Origin of the sequence: Edaphosphingomonas haloaromaticamans (assembly GCF_001853345.1) — a bacterium.
In the GTDB taxonomy this organism is placed as follows: domain Bacteria; phylum Pseudomonadota; class Alphaproteobacteria; order Sphingomonadales; family Sphingomonadaceae; genus Sphingomonas_E; species Sphingomonas_E fennica.
On the sequence record NZ_MIPT01000001.1, the window covers coordinates 1,296,214 to 1,319,449 of the forward strand.

Here is a 23,236-nt window from a genome sequence, read left to right on the forward strand (position 1 = left end):
TCCCCGACATGGCGGCGCTTTCGCGGCAGCCGGGGCTCAACGCCCGCAAGCTGGCCGAGGCGCTGGCAGCCGCCAATCGCGGCACCGACGCATCGATGTGGCGGATCGCCACCACGCGCGGCGGCTGGCTGGACGAGGTGCGGCTGTGCCTGGACATGGGCCTGAAGCCCAAGAGGTGCCGCGCGTCCGAGCAGGGGGCCAAGCCGAAGGAAACCGTCAGGATCTGGCGGGGCGGCGGCAGATAGGCTTTCAGCGCTTCCTGTCCGGCCCGCCGCCTACCGACAGCATCCGCCAGCCGTCATCGGTGCGGCGGTAGATTTCCGTCCAGCGGCCGGCGATGCAGGCGGGGCCGCCATCGGCCTCGACATCCGCTTCGTAGAGCGCGCCTTCGACCGCTGACGCCTGCCGGGCGACCGCGAGATCCCACATGCGGACGACATGATCCCACGGCGCCTGCCCTTCGGAATCCGGCGGGGCGCTGTGGGGGCGATCCGCCATGGCCGGGTCAGCGCCGGGGCATATCGATCGTGACGGTGCCCGGATGATGCTTTTCCAGGTGGCGCTTGATGATCTTCAGGTTGCGGCTGTTGGAACGATAGAAGAAGTCGAACGCATCGCCGACCATCGGCACCGCGCCCAGCAGCGTATCCACGCCGACATTGGCGGCCATCCGCGCGAGCTGGAACTTAGACATGCCGAGGTTGCGCGCTTCCCACACGATCCACGCGCCCATCATCGCGGTGATGACATCGCCCACCACCGGAACGAGGCCGACGATGAAATCGAGGCCCACCGGCTGGCGGACGCTGGGGATGACGATGATCCGTTCCAGCAGCGCCTCCATCGCCTCGATCCGGGCGCGCACGGATGCGGGATCGCGGCCCATGCCGGCAAGCGCGGCGACATCATCGAAACGGGGCGGGGATATGGCCATCAAATTCTCCTGTCCCACGCATGTAGGGGGGCGGGGCCGGGATTCCATCCCGGCGGCCTTTCAGCGGCGATCCGGGCGGAGATGGTTGAGCGGATGGACCCCGCGCGCATTTTCCTGGAACTGGACGAGCGCGGGCGCCACCAGCGACCAGCGCAGCGGCATGGCCAGCGGGATGAACGGCACCACCCGCGCCAGCCGCGCATCGGCATCCGCCAGCGTCAGGTTGCGCTCGGCCAGCGCCGGCACCTTGCGCGCGGCATCCATCAGCCGGTCCGCCTCCTCGCTGCAGAGCGCCGCGCGATCGCAGGCAAATTCGCGCAGATACCAGGAGCCGCTGTCGGCGGGCGCCACCCTGTCCACCAGCCGGAGATCGGCATCGTCCTTCATGCCGACCATCTCCGCCTCCACCCCGATCGCCCGCCAGTCGGCGCGGATCAGCGAGAAGAGCAGGCGCGAGCCCGGTCCCGGCGGCAAGGCGACGCGGACGCGGGGGGCGGCGCCGCCATTCTGCTGGCGCCAGGCGCCGACCGCGCCGGCGGCGAGGATGCGGCGTCCGGCGAGCGGTATATCCGCCCAGCCCGGCGCGGTGGGGGCGGGAAGATCGGCGATGCCGCCCGGCACCAGGGTCAGCGCGCTGCGCCAGCCCTTGACCGCGAAGGCGTTGACCAGCCGGTCGCGGTCGACCGCCATCGACAGCGCACCGCGCATTTCCGGCGTGGCGAGGAAGCCCCTGGCCTCGACGATCTGCAATCCGAACAGGCCGGCGACGGGATCGAAGCGCAGGATATTGGCGGGAAGGCCGGCGGCGCGGGCGACGGCGAGGTCCTGATAGCGGCCGCCGAGGACGGGCTGGGCGCCGCCGGCCTGGAAACGGGCGACCGCGAGCGCCGCGCGTTCGCCGCGCAGCCGGATGCGCTCGCGATCGGCGGCGTCCTCCTCCTCGTCTTCCTCCCCGGCCTGCTCGGCCCCGGCGGGGCGGAGGAGGATCGTGCCCGCGCCGCGCCCGTCGATCGCAAGCGGGCCGCTGCCGCCGCGCGACCGCGACAGGATCAGCCCCATTTCCGGCTGGGCGAGGAGCTGGAGCAGGGTGGGGCGCGGCGCGGCCAGGCGAATCTCGACGACTTCCGGCGTGACGGCGACGACCTCGTCGATCGCGCCCAGCACGGGCTTCAGCGGGTTGCGGCTGGGCCGGGCGATGGCGACGCGCAGGCGGCGGGCGACGTCCTCGGCCTTGATCCCGGCGGCATCGTCGATGCGGAAGGTGTAATAGAGGCCGTCGTCCGAAACGTCCCAGCGGATCGCGGCGGCGGGCTCGATCTGGCCGGTGCCGTCGAAGCGGATCAGGCCCTGCGCCGTCGCGCCGACCAGCACGGCATCGGCATCGGCAAGCGGCTTCTGGTTGGGATCGACGATCACGGGTTCCGCGCCGATGACGCTGACGTCGATCGGGCCGTCATCGCCCCCCCGGCCGGAACAGGCCGCGAGCGCGAAAAGCAGGATGGCGGGAAGCAGGCGCGCTGTCATCGCTTCAGCCCCAGCATGCGGGTGGGATGCACATTGGCCGGATTGTCCCGCCAGCCGGCGACGCGCGGCGCCACCAGCGCGCGGCTGACGTAGAAATAGATCGGCAGCACCGGCGTGTCCGCCACCAACACGGCCTCGGCCGCCCGCATCGCGCGGGCGCGGCGGGCGGGATCGGGTTCGGCGATGGCGGCGTCATAAGCGGCATCGTAGCGCGGATTGGCATAGCCGGAATAGTTGATCGGCCCGGCATCGGATCGATGGACGGCCAGAAAATTCTCGGGCGCGGCGAGATCGGCGATCCAGCCCGAGCGGGCGAGGGTGAAATCGCCGCGCCGCATCGCCGAGAAATGGAGCGTCGCCTCGCTGTTGAGCAGCCGCGCCTCCACCCCCAACGGGCGCCACATCGCGGCGAGCGCGATGGCGACGCGGCGATGATCGGCATCGCTGTTGAAGCGGATGTCGAAGATCAGCGGGCGGCGCGGGCCATAGCCGGCTTCGGCCAGAAGCGCGGCCGCGGCGGCCATGCGCCGTTCCTTCGGCCAGTCCGCCCAGGCCGGATGATAAGCGGGCAGGCCATCGATCCCGGCGGGCACGACGCCCCAGGCCGGCGGCGTGCCGATCGCCATCAGGGGGCCGGCGATCCAGCGGCGGTCGACCGCGAGGTTGAGCGCGCGGCGGACGCGGATGTCGTCGAAGGGCGGGTGGCGGAGGTTGAAGGCGAAATAATAGCTGCCGTTATAGGGGGCGACATGGGCGGCGCCCGGCAGCTCGCGGCGAATCCAGTCCAGCCGGGTGGAGGGGAAATCGGCGGTGGTATCGGCCGCGCCGGCCCGGAACATGCGGAGCGCGGTGAGCCGATCGGGCACGGGCCGCCATTCGGCCGCGCGGATCGGCGGCGGGGCATCATGCCAAGCGGGATTGGCTTCCAGCCGCATCGCATCGTTGAGCGTCCATGCCGTCATCCGATAGGCGCCGGAGGTGACGAGCGGCCGTTCCGCCGTCCAGCCATCGCCCAGCGCCGCGATGCGATGCACGGGCAGCGCCGCCATGGCGGGATGGGCGAGCAGGGCGGGCAGCGCGGCGAACGGGTGGCGCAGGCGGATGACGACCGTGCGCCCTTCGCCCGCGACATCGGCGATGGCGGCGAAGAGCGGGGCGTTGGGCGATGCCGTGCGCGGATCGACGAGGCGGGCGTGGACGGCCGCGAAGGTGGCGGGCGTGATCGGTTCCCCGTCGGAGAAACGCAGGCCGGGGCGCAGCGGGAAGCGCCAGACCAGGCCGTCCGCCGATGTCGTCCAGCCGGTGGCGAGGCCGGGTTCGGGCTGGCCCGCGGCATCGAATCGGGTAAGCCCTTCGAACAGATCGGCGGCGACGCGGACCGAGGACAGTTCGGACGCCTTGTGCGGATCGACGCTTTTCGCCTCGGTATCGGAAAGGCGGACGATGGTGTCGGCCGGGGGCGGCGTGCCTGCCTTGCGCGGCGATCCGCAGGCCAGCGGCAGGGCCAGCAGCGCCACGGCCGCGAACCTCCAGGCCAGCCGGCCGCACCGATCAGACAATCCCGTCACCCCATCCGGACTAGCCCAATCGCGCCCCTTCATGAAGGCCATCCGCCCCCCGAAAATGAAGGTTAACGCGACCATTGCCATCAAGAGTGGGCCAAAGTGCCCCGTAACCGCGAAAATTCAGCACTTGGGGGGATGACATCCACGAAAAACTCGGGCAGCGGAGCGACAGGATTCAGCAGAAAGGAACATCATGAACAGCACCGATCTCGCCGACGGCATCGCCAAGACCCAGGGCCTGACCAAGGCGCAGGCCAAGGCGATCGTCGATCAGGTCCTGCAGGCGATCACCGATGCGGCTGTCGCCGGCGAGGAAGTGTCGCTGCCGGGCTTCGGCAAGTTCAAGGTTCAGGCCCGTCCGGAGCGCGAAGGCCGCAACCCGCGCACCGGCGAGACGATGAAGATCGCCGCTTCGAAGAAGCTTGGCTTCCAGCCGGCGAAGGCGCTGCGCGACGCGCTGAACGCCTGAGCGGCCTTAACGGCTGAAGCAGAAAGGGGCGTCCCGATCGGGGCGCCCTTTTTTTATCGTGGCCTTTTTATCGGGGAGGACCGGCCGGCTTATTCGTGGCCGAGCACGAAATCCCTGAGCGCGCGGGCATCATGCAGCGCATTGTGCGGCACGCGGCTGTTCATCGCGGTCGAAAAGCCGGGGCTGCGGCGGAATTCGAAGCCGAGGCTGCCGACATCGACGATCTCCGCCGGGCCGGTGAGCAGCAGGCGGCAGAAGAGCGCGATATCCTCCGGCCAGTCGGCGACGATCAGCGGATCGCGATCGCCCGCCAGGAAGGCCGCGACCTCGTGCGCGGCGGTGGCCGCGTCGACATGGTTGGCAAGCGCCTGCGGCACGCTGTCCAGATAGGGCACGACGTTGCGGGCCACCCAGGGGTGCACCTCCTCCGGCAGCGGCAGGACGGCATAATATTCCTGGTCGCCATATTCGGGGACGAGGCCGATGCTGATCAGCGCGCCGCCGAAGCCGTTGAATTCGGTATCGAGGAAATAGCGCATCAGCCCGCCCCGCTGGTGACGGCGGCACGGGCGAGGGTGTGGATTAGCGCGCGGAAGCGGGCAAGCTCCGCCGGATCGGCCGGATCGTAGGTGCGGCCTTCGCCCAGCAACCGGGCGTTGCAGACATAGAAGATCGCGCCGGCGGCGACGCCGTTCAGGATCATCATCGCCGGGACGGGGCGGAAATGGCCGGCCTCGACGCCCGCGGCGACGATCGCCTCGATATCGCGCAGCGCCGTTTCGGAAAATTCGATCGGATTGCCGGCGCGCGGGCCGACATCGGCGATCAGGCGCTGGATGATCCGGGCGGCGGTGGGCCGCGCGACCATGAAATCCAGCCAGGCATCGAGAAGCGCGAGCAGCCGCGCCATCGGATCGGTGACGCCGGCGGTGTGGGCGACGACATAAGCGTGCATCGAGGCGAAGATATCCGCCTCCACCGCGTCATAAAGCTCCTGCTTGCCGGGGAAATGATAGACGATCGACGGGCGCCTGATGCCGACGGCCAGCGCCACATCCTCCAGCCGGGCGGCGGCATAGCCCTGTTCGGCGAAGACGACCTCGGCCGCATCGAGGATCGATTGCCGGGTGGCATCCCCGCGCGCCTGCCGGACCGGTTCCCTGATCGATTTCATGTTCCCGCCTTTAGGCCCCGTGCCCGGCCCGGCGCAATGGCGGCCGCCCGAAAGAAGGATGGCCGTAGCGCGATCGTCATTCAGCGCCTCTAGGGGCTTTCAATTCTACCTACGTGTAGGTAGAAAAGCTGGCGCATGAAGGGAAGCGGAATCATCCGCCGGCATCGCGAAATCCAGCTCCAAGGGGGAGGAATACATGTTCTGTCAAATGCTTATCCGGTCCAGCCTGTGCGCCCTGATGGCATCGGCGGCCTGGGCGCCGGCCATGGCGCAGGAGGCGCCGGCCGACGGCGTGGAGGATATCGTCGTCACCGCGCAGAAGCGGGAGGAATCGCTCCAGGACACGCCGATCTCGATCGCGGCCTTCACCGCGCGGGATCTGGAGAGCAAGCAGATCACCGGCCTGGTCGATCTGCGCGCCAACGTGCCCAACCTCCAGCTCACCCCCCATCCCAACAGCGCGGCGACCACCCAGATCTTCATGCGCGGCGTGGGGCTGAGCGACGACCAGATCACCCAGGATGGCGGCGTGGCCGTCTATATGGACGGCGTCTATGTCGCGCGCAGCCAGGGGCAGGCGCTGGAAGTGGCCGAGCTGGAGCGCGTGGAGGTGCTGCGCGGGCCGCAGGGCACGCTCTACGGCCGCAACGCCACCGGCGGCGCGATCAACTTCATCACCCGCAAGCCCGACCTCGGCAGCTTCGGCTTCAAGGGGCAGGTGACGCTGGGCAATTATGACAATCGCCGCTTCAAGGGATCGGTGAACGTGCCGATCGGCGATCGGCTGGCGGCGCGGCTTTCCTACGCCAACATCCAGCAGGACGGCTTCATCCGCAATCCGGGCACCGGCGTGAAGCGCTGGGGCGACAAGGATCGCTGGGCGATGCGCGCGGACGTGCTGTGGGAAGCGACCGATGCGATCAGCCTGCGCTACAGCTATGATCGTTCGCAGATCGACGACACGCCCGTCTATGTCGCGCTTTCGCCCTTCCACCCGCTGACGGTGCCGCGGCCGAAGGAGGGCAGCCCGGCGGTGCGCGATCTGCTGCCCAATGACGTGACCTCGCAGGGACACAGCCTGATCGCCGAATGGGAGGCATCCGACGCGCTGACGGTGCGTTCGATCACCGGCTATCGCAAGCTCGATAACTTCCAGAACCAGGATTACCTCACCGGCGCGCTGGGGCCGTTCCCCCTCCAGAAGAATCAGAGCCGCGCCAGGCAGGACCAGTGGAGCGAGGAGCTGCAACTGGTGGGCGACGCGCTGGACGGCGGCCTCGAATATGTGGCCGGATTCTATTATTTCTCCGAAAGCGGCAGCAATTTCAGCAACAGCTACAGCCCGCCGACGCTGACGCGCAGCTTCACCCGCGCGACGATCGACAATGAATCCTACGCCCTGTTCGGCCAGGCGACCTTCACGCCCGAATGGCTGGACCGGAAGCTGCACCTGACCGTGGGCGCCCGGCAGAGCTGGGACCAGCGCGCCGCGACGCTGACGCGCCAAACACAGGTGAACGACGGCCCGATCACGCCCATCCCCGGCGTGGGCGACGGCGACCGCAAGTTCAAGGATTTCAGCCCGAGCTTCGTGATCGCCTATGACGCGGCCGAGGGCGTGAACGTCTACGCCAAGGCGGTGAAGGGATATAAGAGCGGCGGCTACAACATCCGCGCCAGCTCGATCACGCGGTTCGACGACGGCTTCGGATCGGAAACGCTCTGGTCCTACGAGGCCGGGCTGAAGGGCCAGTTCCTCGACAACCGGCTGCGCCTCAACATCGCGGGCTTCGTTTCGAAATACAAAGACATCCAGATCAACGTCCAGTCGGACCCGACCAACGTCCGCATCACCGACGTGCTGAATGCCGGCAAGGCGACGGTGAAGGGCATCGAGGCGGACATCACCCTGCAGCCGGTGCGCGCGCTGCGCGTGACGGTGAATTACGGCTATCTCGACGCGAAATATGATGAGATCATCAACGCGGCGGGCGATGACATTTCCGATATCTACCGCTTCACCAACGCGCCCAGGCACACGCTGGCGGCCGATCTGCGCTACGATCTGCCGCCGCTGCCGATCGGCATGCTTTCGGCCAACGTGAACTACACGATGCAGAGCGACAAGTTCACCAACGCCACCATCGACAACGGCAAATATATCGTCGGCGACTATGGCCTGCTGAACGCGCGGCTGACGCTTTCCGACATTCCGGGGGTGAAGGGCGCGCGGATCGGCCTGTGGGGCCGCAACCTCACCGACAAGGAATATTATGTGATGCAGTTCAACATCGGCCGCCCCGGCGCGCTGTTCGGCGAACCGCGCACCTATGGCGTCGACCTCAGCTTCGAATTCTGAGGAGGATAGCGATGGGATATGCACGCATTCTCGCGGGGCTGGCGGCGCTTTCGATCGCCGGTGTCTCGATCGCGGCGGGGCCGGCGGCGGATTATCGCCCCGGTCCGGCCAAGGTGGCGCGGACCGAGCGCCCGTTCGGCGGCGGCGCGGGCGAGTTCCGCTTCGTCGTGGTGGGCGATCGCACCGGCAAGCACCGGCCCGGCGTGTTCGAGGGCGCGCTGGCCGAGGTGGACAGGCTGCGCCCCGATTTCGTGATCAACATCGGCGACCTGATCGAGGGCAATACCGAGGATCAGGCCCAGATCGACACGGAATGGGCGGAGATGCAGGCGGCGACCGGCCGGCTCGGCATCCCCTTCTTCTACGTGCCGGGCAACCATGATCTGACCAACGAGGTGATGCGCGCCGACTGGCGGCGCCGGCTGGGCGCGGATTATTACAGCTTCACCTACAAGGGCGCCCTGTTCCTGGTGCTGAATACCGAGGACCCGCCCCAGCCGAAGATCGCGCGGCTGAAGCTGTTCCAGCAATATGGCGCGGAGGCGATGGGCAAGGTGTTCCACGCGCTGCAGGGCGATCCCGCGGAGGCCCGCAGGCTTTTCGCCAGCGATCCCACGCTGGCCGAGCTGGCGGAGAAGGTCCAGGGATCGGAGAATGTGGCGTTCAGCGCCGATCAGGTGAAGATGGTGCGCGAGGCGCTGGCGCGGAACCCGAAGCCGCGCTGGACCTTCGTGCTGATGCACCGCCCCGCGTGGAAGGTGGATTCGCCCGCCTTCCGGGAGATCGAGGCGATGCTGAAGGACCGGCCCTATACGGTGCTGGCCGGCCATTATCACAAATATGCCTATGACCGGCGCGACGGCCGCGACTACATCCAGCTCGGCACCACCGGCGGCATGCCGGGCGCCGCCGGGGACGATCCCGCCGTGGTGGATCATGTGATGTGGATTTCCGTGGCGGAGGGGGAGCCCCGGATCGTCAACATCCGGCTGGACGGCTTCTTCGACAAGCAGGGGCCGGCCAGGGCGGCCGCTCCCGCCGAGGCGGCGCCCGCAAATCCCTGACTATCGCGATAGGGCCGGCGGGTGGATCAGGGCCATGAAATCCGCCCCTTCCCCCGCGACAGGCCCCGCCGGCTCCGCCATCATCGCCGGAGAAAAGGGGACCGGCCGACCCATGAAAGGACATGCAATTGGAAGGAATGACTGAATGACGCTTGCACCCGCGCTGGGATCCCCCGCCAGCCCCGTGATCGTGACCGGCGGCGCATCCGGCATCGGGCTCGCCTGCGCCCAGGCGCTGGCCGCCGTGGGCCGCCCCGTGGCCCTGTGGGACATCAACGGCGCTAAGGCGGTCGATGCCGCCGCCGCCATCACCGCCGCCCATGGCGTCGCCGCCATCGGGGTCGCCGCCGACCTGCGCGATCTGGGCGCCATCGGCCCGGCGCTGGACGCCAGCCGCGCCGCCATCGGCGCGCCGGGGGGGCTGGTGCACGCCGCCGGCGTGGTCGACACCGCGTCGATCGACGGGCTGACGCAGCAGAGCTGGGACGAGGGCATCGCCATCCATCTGCGGTCGCTGGCCTTCATCACCCAGGCCATCCATGCCGATCTGAAGGCGCAACCGGGATCGGCCATCGTGGCGATCGCATCGATCAACGCCACGCTCGGCAATGCCATGAACCCGATCTACAGCGCGGCCAAGGGCGGCATCCTCTCGCTCGTCCGGTCGATGGCCGATCGGCTGGCGCGGGACGGCATCCGCGTCAATTCGGTTTCGCCGGGGCAGATCCGCACGCCGATGATGCAGCCGGCGCTCGATGCGCTGCCCGAACGCTGGTTCGAAAACCGCATCCTGCTCGACCGGGTCGGCCAGCCGGAGGAGATCGGCCGCGTCGTGCGCTTCCTGCTTTCGGACGAGGCAAGCTATGTCACGGCGGCCGAAATCGTCGTGGACGGCGGCAATATCTCATCCCAGCGGGTGTGAAATAAGCAAGAGGAGAGGGGAATGACGGATCAGCAGGCGAGGCGCGCGGGGGCATTCCGCGCGGCGATCGCGCTGGCGCTGGCGGCGGCGCTGCCGGCGCTCGCGGGTTGCGCGGGCACGGCGGCGGAGCGGCCGGCGGCCGTCGCCGACCAGCGGCAGAGCGGCGTCATTCCCTTCACCGTCGCCGCCGTGGTGCAGGAGGATGGGGGCTATCACCTGCGCTGGACGGCGCCGGGGGCCGGCAAGGTGACCGTCTATGCCGGGCACGATCCGGCGGCGATCCCGCGCGACAGGGCCGTGGGGCAGGGCGGGGCGGACGGCGACCTGCGCGTTTCCGGGCTCGAGCCGGGGCGGCGCTGGTTCTTCGCGCTGGTGCCCGATCAGGGCGCGCCGCTGGTGGTGGCCGATCGCGGGCTGCATCTGCCGACGGCCCATAATCTGCGCGACATAGGCGGTTATCGCACCGCCGACGGCCGCTGGGTGAAGATGGGGCTGATCTACCGATCGGACCAGCTCGACAGGTTGAGCGATGCCGATCTGGCGGCGATGGGGGAGGGCGGCCTCGGCATCCGCCTGGTGGCCGACCTGCGCACCGTGAGCGAGCGCCAGCGCGAGCCCGATCGCCTGCCGGCGGGCGCCGAGCCGATCGTGCTGGACGTGGCGGCGGACAGCAAGGGCACGCTGGGCGGCGACATGCGCAAGGCGGGCGAGGCGATCGCCGCCGGCAAGGGCGCCGAGATGCTGGTGGCGGCCAATCGCGATTTCGTGTCGCTGGATAGCGCGCGGACATCCTACCGCGCGTTGCTGGAGAAACTGGAGGCGCCGGAGGCCGGCCCCACGCTCTACCACTGCACCGCCGGCAAGGACCGCACCGGCTGGGCGACGGCGGTGATCCTGACCCTGCTCGGCGTGCCGCGCGAGACGGTGATGGCCGATTATCTCGCCAGCAACGATTATCTGCGCGCCAAGAATGAGGCGACCTATGCCATGCTGGCCAAGGCGGCCGGGGCGGGGCCGCTGCCCGGCGGGCTCGATCGGGCGAAGCTGGAGCCGGTGCTGGGCGTGCGGCCCGAATATCTCCAGGCGGCGTTCGACGAGGTGGAGCGGGCTTATGGTTCGTTCGACGCTTATGTGAAGAACGGCCTGGGCCTGAGCGACGCCGATGTGGCGGCGCTGAAGGCGCGTTACCTTACCGGCCTTCCTTCCTGATCTGATCCCGCCGGACTTTCCCGAAACGGCCATCCGATTAACAGTCGGATGGCCGTTTTCGTGATCCCGGATCATCTTGTATGCCGTATAATATATGGCATAGAGAAAAGATGATCCGGGCGATGATTCCATGACGGCGCAGCCTTTGAAGGGCGATGCGCGCAGGGGGCGGCGGCCCCGGCATTCGCGCGAGGCGATCCTCGCCGCGGCGGTCGAGTTGATGGAGCGGCAACCCGACGCGCCCTTCTCGCTCAACGCGCTGGCCCGTGAGCTGGGCGTGACGCCGATGGCGATCTACACCTATTTCGGCAGCAGCAACGATCTGCTGCAGGCGCTGACCGAGCATGTGCTGAAGGGGCTGGTGATCCCGGTGGCGGAGGATGCGACGCCCGCCGAGGCGATCGCAGCCTGGTGCCACGCGGTGCGCGCCTTCTTCCTCAACCATCCTCCCCTCATCACCATGCTGACCTGGGAGGGCGGCCAGGCATCGATCGCGTGGCTGGATCGCACGCTGGTGCTGGTCGAGGCGCTCCGGCGGCTGGGGCTGGAGGGCGATGCGCTTTCCCGCGCCGTGCTGTGGGTGTGGGGCGTCATCATGAGTGGGATCAACCTGGAACTGCACAACCGCGCGGCGCGATATCGGATCGCGCCGGAGGCGGTGGAGGAGATCGACCCCCGCGTGCGCGAACCCATCCGCACGATGATCGGGATGGTCGAGCGGCCGGGGCATTTCGACGATTTCTACGATTATCAGGTGGCGCGACTGATCGATGCGATCACCGCCATGACGGCGGCGCCATCAGGGGACCAACCGGCATAAGCGAGAAGAAGGCGGGTTAGAGGGATGGAAGGCGATCTGGCGACGACGGTGGCGAAGGCCATCACCATATATGGCACGGGGGCGGGCATATTCCTGCTGTTCTTCGTGATATCGGAGATTTTCCTGCGCTGGCGCGAGGGCAAGCGGCCGCTGGGCGGCGAGGGGCTGGCCAATATCGTGCTGTTCCCCTTCGGCCCGCTCCTGGAGGCGGTGATCCTGAACGGGCTGCTGATCGCGGGAATGTTCATGCTCTACAACATCACGCCGCTGCGCGTGCCGGTGGAGCTGTGGACGCTGCCCATCTACTTCCTCGTCGGCGAATTCGGCTATTACTGGTTCCACCGCATCGGCCATGAGGTGCGCATCCTGTGGGCGGACCATTCGATCCACCATTCGGCCGAGATCTACGACTTCACCGTCAACCTGCGGCACACGCCCTTTTCGACCGTGTATCGCTTCATCGCCTGGGGGCCGCTGGCGCTGCTGGGCTTCAACCCGCTGGTGCTGGTGCTGATCGCGATGAGCGCGCCGGCCTTCCAGTCGCTCTGCCATACCGAGCGGGTCGGCCGGTTCGCGCCCTGGTTCGAATGGCTGTTCTGCACGCCCAGCAACCATGCCGTGCACCATGCCAGCAACCCGCTCTACATCGATCGCAACTATGGCGGGCTTCTGAACATCTGGGACCATGTGTTCGGCACCTATCAGCGGCTGGAAGATCATACGCCGCCCGTCTACGGCCTGACGCGGCCGGTGAATTCGAACAATCCCGGCACGATCCTGCTGCATGAATTCCGCTACCTCGCCCGCGATTTCCGCGCCGCGCCGGATTGGCGGACCAGGCTGAACGTGCTGTTCGGCAAGCCGGGCAAGACCTTCGAGGCGGACGGGCCGGGCAAGGGCATGCGGCCGGCGGCCGGGCTGGAGGCGGCGGAATGACGCCGCCGGACGCCTGGACGATTGCGGCCGTCATCGCCTTTTTCGCGCTGCTGGCGAGTTTGCGCCTTTCGGTGCCGGCGCTGGAGGGCAGCCGGCTGGCCGGCTTCATCGCCCATCCCGCGCTGCTGCTGCCGCTGGTGCTGGCCGTGCCGATGACGGTGGGCCTGATGATGACCGGCGCGGTGCCGGTGGCGCCGCTCAGCGCGCGTGACATGGTGATGGCCGATTACGGCTATTGGGCGGGCATCGCCGCGCTGATCACCGTCGCCACGGCCGAGCTGTGGCTGCTGTGGACGCCCAGCATGGTCGCCCGCCGCTTCGCCAGGCCGGAATCGCGGGAGGCGCTCAAGGGGCTGCCGATCCTGAACCTCGCCTTCGGTGCCGGCTTCCTGGCGCTGGTGTGGAACGCCTGGAACTGAACGGGCAAGGGGCGGCGCCCGGAGCGCTTCCCCTCCACCCGAAAAGGGTTGGACATTCCCTCATATTTTCCTAAGGAACTGCGCGAAGGCATCCGAAACGATGCCTTCATGATCGCGCCGGTGCCCCGAGAGGGGCTTAATAGGGAATGCGGTGCGGGCGGCCTCGGCTGCCCAAATCCGCGGCTGTCCCTGCAACTGTAAGCGGCGAGCGCGATGCATATCGCCTGCCCCCGATGACCGGGGCGGGCAGCCACTGGGCCGGACGCTAAATCATGCGAGGCCTGGGAAGGCCGTGCATCAAGCGATGACCCGCGAGCCAGGAGACCTGCCGGCGTCTGGTCGCTCTTGCTGTGGCCCAGGGGCTGGCCGTGGCACGGAACTCCGTCTGAGCGACGCACGTGCGGCGGGGGCCGCACCGGTTCGCGTGCCCGGCGCCAATGGCGTCCGCCGGCCATGCGCGCCGGCCGTTCACGCGGACGCTCCCGTCAGGTTCGCTGACGCCGGACGGGGTCTTGCCCGAATGTATTCCCAATTCGTTTCCAGGGCGGCGCTTGCCGCCGTCATCGCCTGTTCCAGCCAGATCGCCCACGCCGGGGATATGGAGGACATCATCGTCACCGGCGCGGGGCTGGAGCAGACCCTGCCGCAGGAGATTGCGCGCTACGGCAGCGCGATCGGGGTCGTCACCGAGCGGCAGGTGCGCGACAGCGGGGCCATGGACGTGGCGACCGCGCTGCAATCCGTGCCCGGCCTCTATATCCGCCCGGCGAGCGGGCCGTTCAGCTATGTCGACCTGGCCTTGCAGGGATCGCGGACCAAGGACGTGCTGTGGACCGTCGACGGCATCCGCATCAACAACCGGCTTTATGGCGGCACATCGCCCAACGACACGCTGCCCGCCAGCATGATCGAGCGGGTGGAGGTGCTGAAGGGCGGAGAGAGCCTGTTCTACGGCACGCAGGCGGCGGCGGGCGTGATCAACGTCGTCACCCGATCGTTCACCGACGACTTCAACGGCCAGGCCAACGGCAGCGTCGACAGCCGGGCGGGCACCAGCCTGGACGGCTATGTGCGGGGCAGCATCGGCCGGCACCGGTTCGTGGCCTATGCATCGCACAACCGGGCGGAGGGATATCGCCCGTTCACCGAGATGGAGCCCAGCGCCACCGACCGCAGGCGCGGCTATGACGTCTGGTCCGTTGGCGGCAAATATCAATATGATTTCGGCGGCGATATCGCCCTGAACCTGCAATATCAGCACACCGAAGCGAACCTTGACAACGCCAACGCCACGCTGGTGCGCGAGAGCCGCAACGATCGCAACGAGGAGATCGCCAGCGTCCGGCTGGACTATACCGGCAGCGATGCGATCCAGTTCTTCCTGAAGGGCTATTATCACGACTGGAAGACCGCCTATGTGCAGATCCGCAACGATCTGGCGACGGGCGAGCCGATCACCATCTTCCCGCCCGGCACCTTCTGGGGATATCGCGATTACGGCGCCAGCGCGCTGGTGAAGCTGCGGCCGCATCGCGGCCTCGAATATCTGGTCGGCTATGATTACCAGAAGTTCAACGGCCGCGACGATGTGCTGCTGATCGGCAAGACGCGCGAGAATGTGCATGCCGGAATCTTCCAGGTGCGCACGACGGACGATCTTTCGCGCCGCGCGCGGCTGGCGGCGGGCCTGCGCTACAACGAGACCGGCGGGGCGAAGAAGACGGTGTGGAACGTCACCGGCCGGTTCGACATCAGCGACAATCTCTATGTCGAAGGCGTGGGGGGCACATCCTTCCTGCTGCCCGATGCCTCGCAGCTCTACCAGATCGATCCCTGTTGCGAGAAGGGTAACCCCAACCTGGCACCCGAGGAGAGCCTGAACGTCAACGCAACGCTGGGCGGCAAGCTGCCGTTCGCGGGCGGCGCGGTCAGCTGGCAGGCGGGCCTGTTCGCGCGGCGGATCGATAATCTGATCGACGTGAGCTACGACGACCCGGCCTATCCCGACGGCATCTTCATGAATTCCGACGGGCGGGTGAAGGTGCGCGGCGTGGATGCGCAGGCGGCCGCGGCGCTGGGCGACGGCTGGCAGCTGAGCGCCAGCTACAGCTATACCCGGTCGCGCGATGCCGGGTCAGACCGGCAGCGCGATCGGACGCCCAAGCAGTTCGCCAGTGGCGCCATCGCCTATGCGCCGGCCGGGCTGCCGTTCGGCGCCAACGTCACCGTGAACTGGGTGGGGGATGCCTGGTCGACGCTGCCGGGCTTCGGCCGCCGCAACTACGGCAATTACGCGCTGGTCGACATCGGCCTGCATTTCTACCCGGACGGCGACGCCCGCCGGCATCGCGTGGGCATCAACATCGAGAATCTGTTCGACAGGGAATATGCGACGAGCGGCTATCGCACGGCACCGCGCGACGATGGCAGCGGCCGCTTCCTCTACGGCGTGCGCGGCGTGCCCCGCACGCTGCGGGCAAGCTATGGCCTGAGCTTCTGAGCGGGGAGGGCGCGATGCTGCGACCCATCCTGTTCCTCCACCGCTGGCTGGGCGTGGCGGTGGGGCTGGTGATGACGATCTGGTGCCTGTCCGGCTTCGTCATGCTCTATTGGGACTATCCCCGACTGATGCCCGACGAGCAGATCAGGGGGCTGGCCCCCCTGAACCTGCCGGCGGCGACGCTGGCCCATGCCGGACTGCCGGCGGACATGCCGCTTTCCGCCGCACGGGTGGAGATGATGGCGGGCCGGGCGGTGCTGCGCGCCACGCCCGCCATCGATCCCGGCCGGCCGATCGCGCAGATGCGGGCGATGCCGGCCAGTATCGACCTTGCGACCGGCCGGCCGATCGATGGCCTTTCCGAAGCGGAGGCGCTGGCGGTGGGCCGGTCCTTCGGCCGCCATTACGGCATCGGCGGGGATGCGCTGGCGGCGGTGCCCACGGGCATGGACCAGTGGACGGTGCAGACCTTCCGCCGCCACCAGCCGATGCACCGCATCGATTATGCCGGCGGCGCCACCGCCTATGTGGCCGCATCGGGCGAGGTGGTGCAGCAGACCAGCCGGGCCGAGCGCTTCTGGGGCTGGCTGGGGGCGGTGCCGCACTGGCTCTACCCGACACTGCTGCGGCAGGACGGGGCGCTCTGGTCCCAGATGGTGATCTGGAGCGCCTTCACCGGCTGTTTCCTGACCGTGACGGGCTTGTGGGTGGGCATCGCCCGCCTGCGCCGCAACCGGCGGGGCCGGATCGCATCGCCTTATCGCGGGCTCTGGTGGTGGCATCACATGGCGGGCCTGTTCTTCGGCCTGCTGACGCTGAGCTGGGTGACGAGCGGGCTGCTTTCGATGAACCCCTGGGGCTTCCTGGAGAGCGAGGCGGGATTTGCCGAGCGCGAGCGGCTGGCCGGGCTGATGCGCTGGGGCGATGTGGCCGCCGCGATCGGCCGGCTGCCCGCCCTGCCGCCGGGCACGGTGCGGTTGGAGTCGGCGCCGCTTGGCGGACGGACTTACCTTGCTGCCGTCTTCGCCGATGGCCGCCGCATCCGGCTGGGCGGCGACGGCCGGCCGGCGCCGCTGGCCCGGGACGAGCTGGCGGCCGCGCTGGCGAACGGGCCGCCGGTGGCCGCGCTGGAGCTGATGCGCGGCGAGGACGATTATTATTACGCCCACAAATATCCGGTGACGCTGCCGGTGTGGCGGGCGGTGCTGGACGATGCCGAGCGGACGCGGCTCTACATCGATCCCGCCACCGGCCGGCTGATCCGGGCCTTCGACGGCAACGGCCGGGCCTTCCGCTGGCTGATGGACGGCCTCCACAGCCTGGATCTGCCGGCGCTGCGCCTCCGCCCGATCCGCGACATCGTGGTGCTGCCGCTGCTGGCGGCCGTCACCCTCGTCTGCGCCACGGGGACGTGGATGGGCTTCCGCGCGGTGGGCCGCGATTTCCGCAGGGTCCGCAACCGCAGGCGCCGCCAGCGCGGCGCACGCATCATCGCCATCGAGGGAGCAACGCCATGACCAACGCCTCCCCGCCCATCCGGCGGCGGATCACCCTGCTGTTCGCGGGGCTGATCGCCGCCAACATCGCCGCCTGGATCTGGGCCTGGGCGGTGTTCGCCGGCAATTCGGTGATGCTGGGCACCGCCTTCCTCGCCTACAGTTTGGGCCTGCGCCATGCCGTGGATGCCGATCATATCGCTGCGATCGACAATGTGACCCGCAAGCTGATGCAGGACGGGCAGCGGCCGGTGGCGGTGGGCCTGTGGTTCGCGATCGGCCATTCGGCGATCGTGCTGATCGCGGCGACCGCCATCGCGATCGCCGCCAGCACGCTTGCCGATTTCGAGGCGCTGGGCGAGACCGGGGGCGTGATCGCCACGATCATATCGGCGGGCTTTCTGTTCGCCATCGCGATCATGAACCTGGTGATCCTGCGCAGCGTGTGGGAGCGGTTCCGCCAGGTGCGGAACGGTGGCGCCTATGTGGAGGAGGACCTCGACATGCTGCTGGCCGGACGCGGCCTGCTGGCGCGGATATTCCGCCCGCTGTTCCGCCTCGTCCGCAAGAGCTGGCACATGGCGCCGCTGGGCTTCCTGTTCGGGCTGGGGTTCGATACCGCGACCGAGGTGGCGATACTGGGCCTTTCCGGCGCGCATGCGGCGGACGGCATATCGCTGGGCACGGTGCTGGTGCTGCCGGTGCTGTTCGCGGTCGGCATGGCGCTGATCGACACCGCCGACGGGGCGATCATGCTGGGCGCCTATGAATGGGCGTTCGTGAAGCCGATCCGCAAGCTTTACTACAACATGACGATCACGCTGGTTTCGGCGTTGGTCGCGCTGGTGATCGGCGGCATCCAGACGGCGGCGCTGCTTTCCGAGAAATTCGGACTGACCGGCGCACCCTGGGCGGGGGCCGCGGCGCTTTCCGAACAATTCAACATGCTCGGTTTCCTCATCATCGGCCTGTTCGTGGCCTGCTGGGGCCTGAGCGCGATCATCTATCGCTGGAAGGGCTTCGACGCGATCGAGGCGCAGGCGATCCCCACCCCCTTGCCGGAGACGCAGGCATGAACAGGATACCCACCACCGTCATCACCGGCTTTCTGGGCGCGGGCAAGACCACGCTGATCCGCCACTTGATCGCCAATGCCGGGGGCCGGCGGCTGGCGCTTATCATCAACGAGTTCGGCGATGTCGGCGTCGACGGCGATCTGGTGAAGGGCTGCAACGACGCGACCTGCCCGGAAGAGGATATCGTTGAGCTGGCCAATGGCTGCATCTGCTGCACCGTGGCGGACGATTTCCTGCCGACGATGACCAGGCTGCTCAGTCGCCCCAACCCGCCAGAGCATATCATCATCGAGACATCGGGCCTGGCGCTGCCCAAGCCGCTGGTGAAGGCGTTCCAGTGGCCGGACATTCGCACGCGGGCGACGGTGGACGGCGTGATTGCGCTGATCGATGCCGATGCGGTGGCGGCCGGCCGCTTCGCCGCCGACGAGGCGGCGCTGGCGGCGGCGCGCGCGGCGGACCAATCGCTCGACCATGACAGCCCGCTGGAGGAATTGTTCGAGGACCAGCTCGCCTGCGCGGACATGGTGGTGCTGAACAAGTGCGATCTCGTCGAGACCGGCGCGCTGGCCGGGATCGAGGCGGCGCTGGCGGGCGAGACGCGGGCCGGTGTCAGGATCGTGCGCGCCGATCATGGCGTGATTGACGCGGCCGTGTTGCTGGGCATCGGCGCGGGGGCGGAGGACGATCTCGACACGCGCCCCTCCCACCATGACGGCGAGGAGGATCATGACCATGACGATTTCGACAGCTTCGTGGTGCGCGGCGGCGACGTGGCCGATGCCGCGGCGCTGGCGGACCGGCTGGGAACGCTGATCGCCGCGCACGACATATTGCGCGTGAAGGGCATGATCGCCGTGGCCGGCAAGGCGGCGCGGCTGGTGGTGCAGGCGGTGGGGCCGCGCATCCAGCATCATTTCGACCGGGCATGGCATCCGGGCGAGGCGCGGGCGTCGCAACTGGTGGTGATCGGCCAGAAGGGGATGGACCGGGCCGCGATCGAGGCGGGACTGGCCGGGGTGCTCGGCTGATGCACCTGCTTTCCGCCACGCCGGGCACGATATCGAACGGCGACGAGGCGATCGACCTCGATCAGTCGCCCGGCGATATCGTGGTGCTGACAGTGGCGGACAGCGAGCTGGCCTGCTTCGCCCAGGCGGCAGCGCGGCTGGGGGATGGGGGGCTGCGCATCCGCCTCGCCAACCTGCTCCAGCTCAGGCATCCCTATTCGGCCGATCTCTATGTGGAGAAGGTGATCGCGAAGGCGCGGTTCGTCTGCGTCATCCTGCTCGGCGGCAAGAGCTACTGGCCCTATGGCGTCGACGAGATCGCCGCCGTCGCGCGCGAAAGGGGCATCGCCTTCGCGGCGCTTTCCAACGGCAGCGATCCCGATCCGGCGCTGGCGGCGGCATCCACCGTGGCGCCCGATATGCTGGACCGGCTGGCCGAATATCTGCGCGAGGGCGGCGTGGCCAATGCCACCGCCTTCCTGCGCGCCGCCGCCGCCGGGGCGGGGATCGATGCGGGCATCGCCGACGATCCCGTGCCGGTTGCCGATGCCGGGCTCTACGCGCCGGGGATCGCGCGGCCGACGCTGGACGATATCCGCGCCGGCTGGGTGGCGGGGCGGCCGGTGGCGATGATTGTCTTCTATCGCGCGCTGCTGATCGCCGGCACGCTGGAGGCGGTGGACGCGCTGATCGCCGCCTTCGCCGCGCGGGGGATGAACGTGCTGCCGGTGCATGTCCGCGCGCTGCGGGCGCCCTTCGCCGTCCAGTGGCTGGGCGGGCTGCTGGCGGAGATCGCGCCGGACGTGATCGTCAACACCACGTCCTTCGCGGCCTCCGCGCCGGGCGAGACCCGCGTGCCCGCCGTGCTGGAGGCGGCCGACTGCCCGATACTGCAGGCGGTGTTCGCGGGCGTGGAGGAAAGCGCCTGGGCGGAAAGCCCGCGCGGGCTGGGGCCGCGCGACCTGGCGATGAACATCGCCCTGCCCGAGGTGGACGGGCGGATCATCACCCGCGCCATCGCCTTCAAGGCGGCCGCCCGGTTCGACGCGCGCACCGAATGCGCGATCGTGGTGCCGCGCGTGGCGCCGGGGCGGGCGGCGTTCGTCGCCGATCTGGCGGCCAATTGGGCGCGGCTCCGGCGGACGCCGCCGGGCGCGCGGCGGATCGCGCTGGTGCTTGCCAACTATCCCAATCGCGACGGCCGGATCGGCAATGGCGTGGGGCTGGATACGCCGGCCAGCGCGGCGGCGATCCTGGCGGCACTGGGCGAGGCCGGCCATGCGATCGGCGACGCGCCCACCGATGGCGCCTCGCTGATGCGGCTGATGCTGGCGGGCGTGACGAACGACCCCCATTCGCCCGAAAGGNGCGGGCTCGGCGGGAATGGGGACGTGGCGCTGCCCCTGGAGGATTATGCCGCCGCCTTCGCCCGCCTGCCGGAATCGGTGCGGGCGGCCGTGGCCGGGCGATGGGGGAAGCCCGAAGGCGATCCCTTCGTGCGGGACGGCGCGTTCCGGCTGCCGATCCACCGCTTCGGCAATGTCGCGGTCGCGGTGCAGCCGGCGCGGGGCTATAATATCGATCCCAAGACCAGCTATCACGATCCTGCGCTGGTGCCGCCGCACGGCTATTTCGCCTTCCATGCCTGGCTGGATCGCCATTTCGGCGCGCAGGTGCTGGTGCATGTGGGCAAGCATGGCAATCTGGAATGGCTGCCGGGCAAGGCGGTGGCGCTGGACGAAACCTGCTTTCCCGAGGCGTGCGCCGGGCCGGTGCCGCAGATCTACCCCTTCATCGTCAACGATCCGGGCGAGGGCACGCAGGCGAAGCGGCGGATCGGCGCGGTGATCCTCGACCATCTGACACCGCCCCTGACCCGCGCCGAAAGCCACGGGCCGCTGAAGCGGCTGGAGGCGCTGGTCGACGAATATTATCTGGCCGCCGGCATGGACCCGCGCCGGATCGAGCGGCTGCGCGGCGAGATCATCGACCTTGCCCGATCGCAGGGGCTGGACGTGGATGCCGGCGCGGCGGGCGACGACGAGGACGCGCTGGCCGCGATCGACAATTATCTGTGCGAACTGAAAGAGATGCAGATCCGCGACGGGCTGCATATCTTCACCCGATCGCCGGAGGGGCGGCTGCGCACCGATCTTCTGGTGGCGCTGGCGCGGGGGCCACGGGGTTATGACCGCCCGGGCCAGGCATCGCTGATCCGCGCGCTGGCGGACGATCTGGGGCTGGGCTTCGACCCGCTCGACTGCCGGCTGGGCGATCGCTGGACGGGCGCGCGGCCGGGCCTGCTGGAGGAGATGACGGCCGACCCGTGGCGGACGGCGGGCGATACGGTGGAGCGGCTGGAGATGCTGGCCGTGGCCGTGGTGGAGGGCGCGGCGTTGCCGCCGGGCGGAACATCGGCCGCGGTATTGAGCGAGGTGCGGGACATGCTTGGCCCGCGCGTGGATGCCTGCGGGCCGGCCGAGAAGGCGGCGCTGCTGGCGGCGGTCGGCGGGCGTTTCGTGCCGCCGGGGCCTTCCGGTGCGCCGACGCGGGGCCGGCCGGACGTGCTGCCGACGGGGCGCAACTTCTATTCGGTCGACAGCCGCGCCGTGCCGACGCCCGCCGCCTGGGAGCTGGGCCGGCGTTCCGCCGAGCTGCTGGTGGCCGATTATCTGCAGCGCGAGGGCGAATATCCCCGCGCCATGGCGATATCGGCCTGGGGCACGGCCAATATGCGCACCGGCGGCGACGATATCGCCCAGGCGCTGGCGCTGATGGGGGTGCGGCCGAAATGGGACTGGGCATCGGGCCGGGTGATCGGGTTCGAGGCGATGGCGCTGGCGGAGCTGGGCCGCCCGCGCGTGGACGTGACCTTCCGCATATCGGGCTTCTTCCGCGATGCCTTTCCCGAGCAGATCGACCTGATCGACAGCGCCGCCCGGCTGGTGATGGGGCTGGACGAGCCGGCGGAGGATAATCCCGCCGCCCAGCGCCATCGCGCCGAGACGGCCGCCCTGATCGACCGGGGAGCGGACCCGGCCACCGCCGCGCGCCGCGCCGGCCATCGCGTGTTCGGCGCGAAGCCGGGGGCCTATGGCGCCGGCCTGCAGGCGATGATCGACGAACGGCTGTGGCACGACCGCGCCGATCTGGCCGCCGTCTATCTCGACTGGGGGGGCCATGCCTATGGCGCCGGCGTGGAGGGGGAGGAGGCACAGGGTCTTTTCGCCGCGCGGCTGGCGGAGGCCGATGCCCTCGTCCAGAATCAGGACAATCGCGAGCACGACCTGCTCGACAGCGACGATTATTACCAGTTCGAAGGCGGCATCGCCGCCGCCGTCGAGCATCTTTCCGGCCGCCGGCCCTTATCCTACCATAATGACCATAGCCGCCCGGAAACGCCCCGCACGCGCACGCTGGAGGATGAGATCGGCCGCGTGGTCCGCGCGCGGCTGACCAACCCCAAGTGGATCGCGGGCGTGATGCGGCACGGCTATAAGGGCGCGTTCGAGATCGCGGCCTCGATCGACTATCTGTTCGCCTTCGCCGCGACCACCCATGCCGTGCGCGACCATCATTTCGACGCCGTCCATGCCGCCTTCATCGAGGACGAGGCCGTGCGCGCCTTCATGGCGGAAGCCAATCCGGCGGCGCTGCGCGAAACCGCGTCCCGGCTGGCCGAGGCGCTGGATCGCGGCCTGTGGAAACCGAAATCGAACAGCGCGGCCATGCTGCTGGCGCAAATTCAGGAGTGACGAG

19 protein-coding genes, 1 pseudogene and 1 riboswitch are annotated in these 23,236 nt (G+C 68.9%); of the genes and pseudogenes, 14 read left to right on the plus strand and 6 right to left on the minus strand.

Annotated elements, in window-relative coordinates:
- Positions 1-245 (plus strand): annotated as a pseudogene (locus BHE75_RS24395) (ribonuclease T2 family protein); the annotation flags it as partial.
- A gap of 4 nt (positions 246-249) precedes the next feature.
- On the opposite strand, the gene BHE75_RS06025 reads toward BHE75_RS24395, so the two are convergent.
- The 4 genes from BHE75_RS06025 to BHE75_RS06040 are packed head-to-tail and all read right to left on the minus strand — an operon-like array spanning position 250 to position 4,017.
- On the minus strand, positions 250-498 hold the full coding sequence (locus tag BHE75_RS06025; protein WP_070933086.1) for a hypothetical protein: 249 nt from the start codon (positions 496-498) through the stop codon (positions 250-252).
- A gap of 7 nt (positions 499-505) precedes the next feature.
- Positions 506-934, minus strand: coding sequence for a DUF4112 domain-containing protein (locus tag BHE75_RS06030; RefSeq protein ID WP_070933088.1), 429 nt, complete (start codon positions 932-934; stop codon positions 506-508).
- 60 nt (positions 935-994) lie between these two features.
- Complete coding sequence (locus BHE75_RS06035; RefSeq protein WP_070933090.1) at positions 995-2,458, minus strand: ABC transporter substrate-binding protein; 1,464 nt, start codon at positions 2,456-2,458, stop codon at positions 995-997.
- Positions 2,455-4,017 (minus strand): peptide ABC transporter substrate-binding protein, encoded by a 1,563-nt coding sequence (locus BHE75_RS06040; RefSeq protein ID WP_070933091.1) that lies wholly within the window; start codon positions 4,015-4,017, stop codon positions 2,455-2,457. Before BHE75_RS06040 ends, BHE75_RS06035 begins: the two co-directional genes overlap by 4 nt.
- Positions 4,018-4,216: 199 nt before the next feature.
- Between BHE75_RS06040 and BHE75_RS06045 the strand changes: the two genes are divergently transcribed.
- Positions 4,217-4,492 (plus strand): HU family DNA-binding protein, encoded by a 276-nt coding sequence (locus BHE75_RS06045; protein ID WP_015459794.1) that lies wholly within the window; start codon positions 4,217-4,219, stop codon positions 4,490-4,492.
- An 89-nt stretch (positions 4,493-4,581) separates the two neighbouring features.
- Here the strand turns inward: BHE75_RS06045 and BHE75_RS06050 are convergent, their stop codons facing one another.
- Both BHE75_RS06050 and BHE75_RS06055 read right to left on the minus strand, forming a co-directional pair.
- The gene (locus BHE75_RS06050) at positions 4,582-5,031 is read right to left on the minus strand and encodes a 3'-5' exoribonuclease (RefSeq protein WP_015459795.1); all 450 of its coding nucleotides are present in this window, start codon (positions 5,029-5,031) and stop codon (positions 4,582-4,584) included.
- A complete protein-coding gene (locus tag BHE75_RS06055) occupies positions 5,031-5,666 on the minus strand; it encodes a TetR/AcrR family transcriptional regulator (protein WP_070933093.1) in 636 nt (211 codons plus the stop codon). Before BHE75_RS06055 ends, BHE75_RS06050 begins: the two co-directional genes overlap by 1 nt.
- A 196-nt stretch (positions 5,667-5,862) precedes the next feature.
- Here BHE75_RS06055 and BHE75_RS06060 point away from each other — a divergent pair, with 196 nt between their 5' ends.
- From BHE75_RS06060 to cobN, 12 genes are all read left to right on the plus strand, one after another.
- Positions 5,863-8,025 carry a TonB-dependent receptor gene (locus tag BHE75_RS06060; protein ID WP_254684371.1) on the plus strand — a complete coding sequence of 721 codons (2,163 nt, stop codon included), beginning with the start codon at positions 5,863-5,865 and terminating at the stop codon, positions 8,023-8,025.
- An 11-nt stretch (positions 8,026-8,036) separates the two neighbouring features.
- On the plus strand, positions 8,037-9,089 hold the full coding sequence (locus tag BHE75_RS23100; protein ID WP_084652958.1) for a metallophosphoesterase family protein: 1,053 nt from the start codon (positions 8,037-8,039) through the stop codon (positions 9,087-9,089).
- A 145-nt stretch (positions 9,090-9,234) separates the two neighbouring features.
- A complete protein-coding gene (locus BHE75_RS06070) occupies positions 9,235-10,011 on the plus strand; it encodes an SDR family NAD(P)-dependent oxidoreductase (RefSeq protein WP_070933098.1) in 777 nt (258 codons plus the stop codon).
- A 21-nt stretch (positions 10,012-10,032) separates the two neighbouring features.
- A complete protein-coding gene (locus BHE75_RS06075) occupies positions 10,033-11,220 on the plus strand; it encodes a tyrosine-protein phosphatase (RefSeq protein ID WP_070933100.1) in 1,188 nt (395 codons plus the stop codon).
- Positions 11,221-11,350: 130 nt separating this feature from the next.
- Positions 11,351-12,040 (plus strand): TetR/AcrR family transcriptional regulator, encoded by a 690-nt coding sequence (locus BHE75_RS06080; RefSeq protein WP_015459801.1) that lies wholly within the window; start codon positions 11,351-11,353, stop codon positions 12,038-12,040.
- A gap of 24 nt (positions 12,041-12,064) precedes the next feature.
- Positions 12,065-12,976, plus strand: a complete 912-nt coding sequence (locus BHE75_RS06085; RefSeq protein WP_015459802.1) for a sterol desaturase family protein — start codon at positions 12,065-12,067, stop codon at positions 12,974-12,976.
- Positions 12,973-13,395, plus strand: a complete 423-nt coding sequence (locus BHE75_RS06090; protein ID WP_070933101.1) for a hypothetical protein — start codon at positions 12,973-12,975, stop codon at positions 13,393-13,395. The genes BHE75_RS06085 and BHE75_RS06090 overlap by 4 nt, the downstream gene beginning before the upstream one ends.
- 101 nt (positions 13,396-13,496) lie before the next feature.
- A riboswitch (cobalamin riboswitch) is annotated at positions 13,497-13,742 on the plus strand.
- Between the two features lie 173 nt (positions 13,743-13,915).
- The gene (locus tag BHE75_RS06095; protein WP_070933103.1) at positions 13,916-15,895 is read left to right on the plus strand and encodes a TonB-dependent receptor plug domain-containing protein; all 1,980 of its coding nucleotides are present in this window, start codon (positions 13,916-13,918) and stop codon (positions 15,893-15,895) included.
- A gap of 14 nt (positions 15,896-15,909) precedes the next feature.
- A complete protein-coding gene (locus tag BHE75_RS06100) occupies positions 15,910-17,412 on the plus strand; it encodes a PepSY domain-containing protein (RefSeq protein ID WP_070933105.1) in 1,503 nt (500 codons plus the stop codon).
- Entirely contained in the window at positions 17,409-18,467 is a 1,059-nt protein-coding gene (locus BHE75_RS06105; protein ID WP_070933107.1) for a HoxN/HupN/NixA family nickel/cobalt transporter, read from the plus strand. Before BHE75_RS06100 ends, BHE75_RS06105 begins: the two co-directional genes overlap by 4 nt.
- Entirely contained in the window at positions 18,464-19,498 is a 1,035-nt protein-coding gene (gene cobW / locus BHE75_RS06110) for a cobalamin biosynthesis protein CobW (protein WP_070933109.1), read from the plus strand. Before BHE75_RS06105 ends, cobW begins: the two co-directional genes overlap by 4 nt.
- On the plus strand, positions 19,498-23,232 hold the full coding sequence (gene cobN, locus BHE75_RS06115; protein ID WP_070933111.1) for a cobaltochelatase subunit CobN: 3,735 nt from the start codon (positions 19,498-19,500) through the stop codon (positions 23,230-23,232). The genes cobW and cobN overlap by 1 nt, the downstream gene beginning before the upstream one ends.
- Positions 23,233-23,236: the final 4 nt, after the last annotated feature.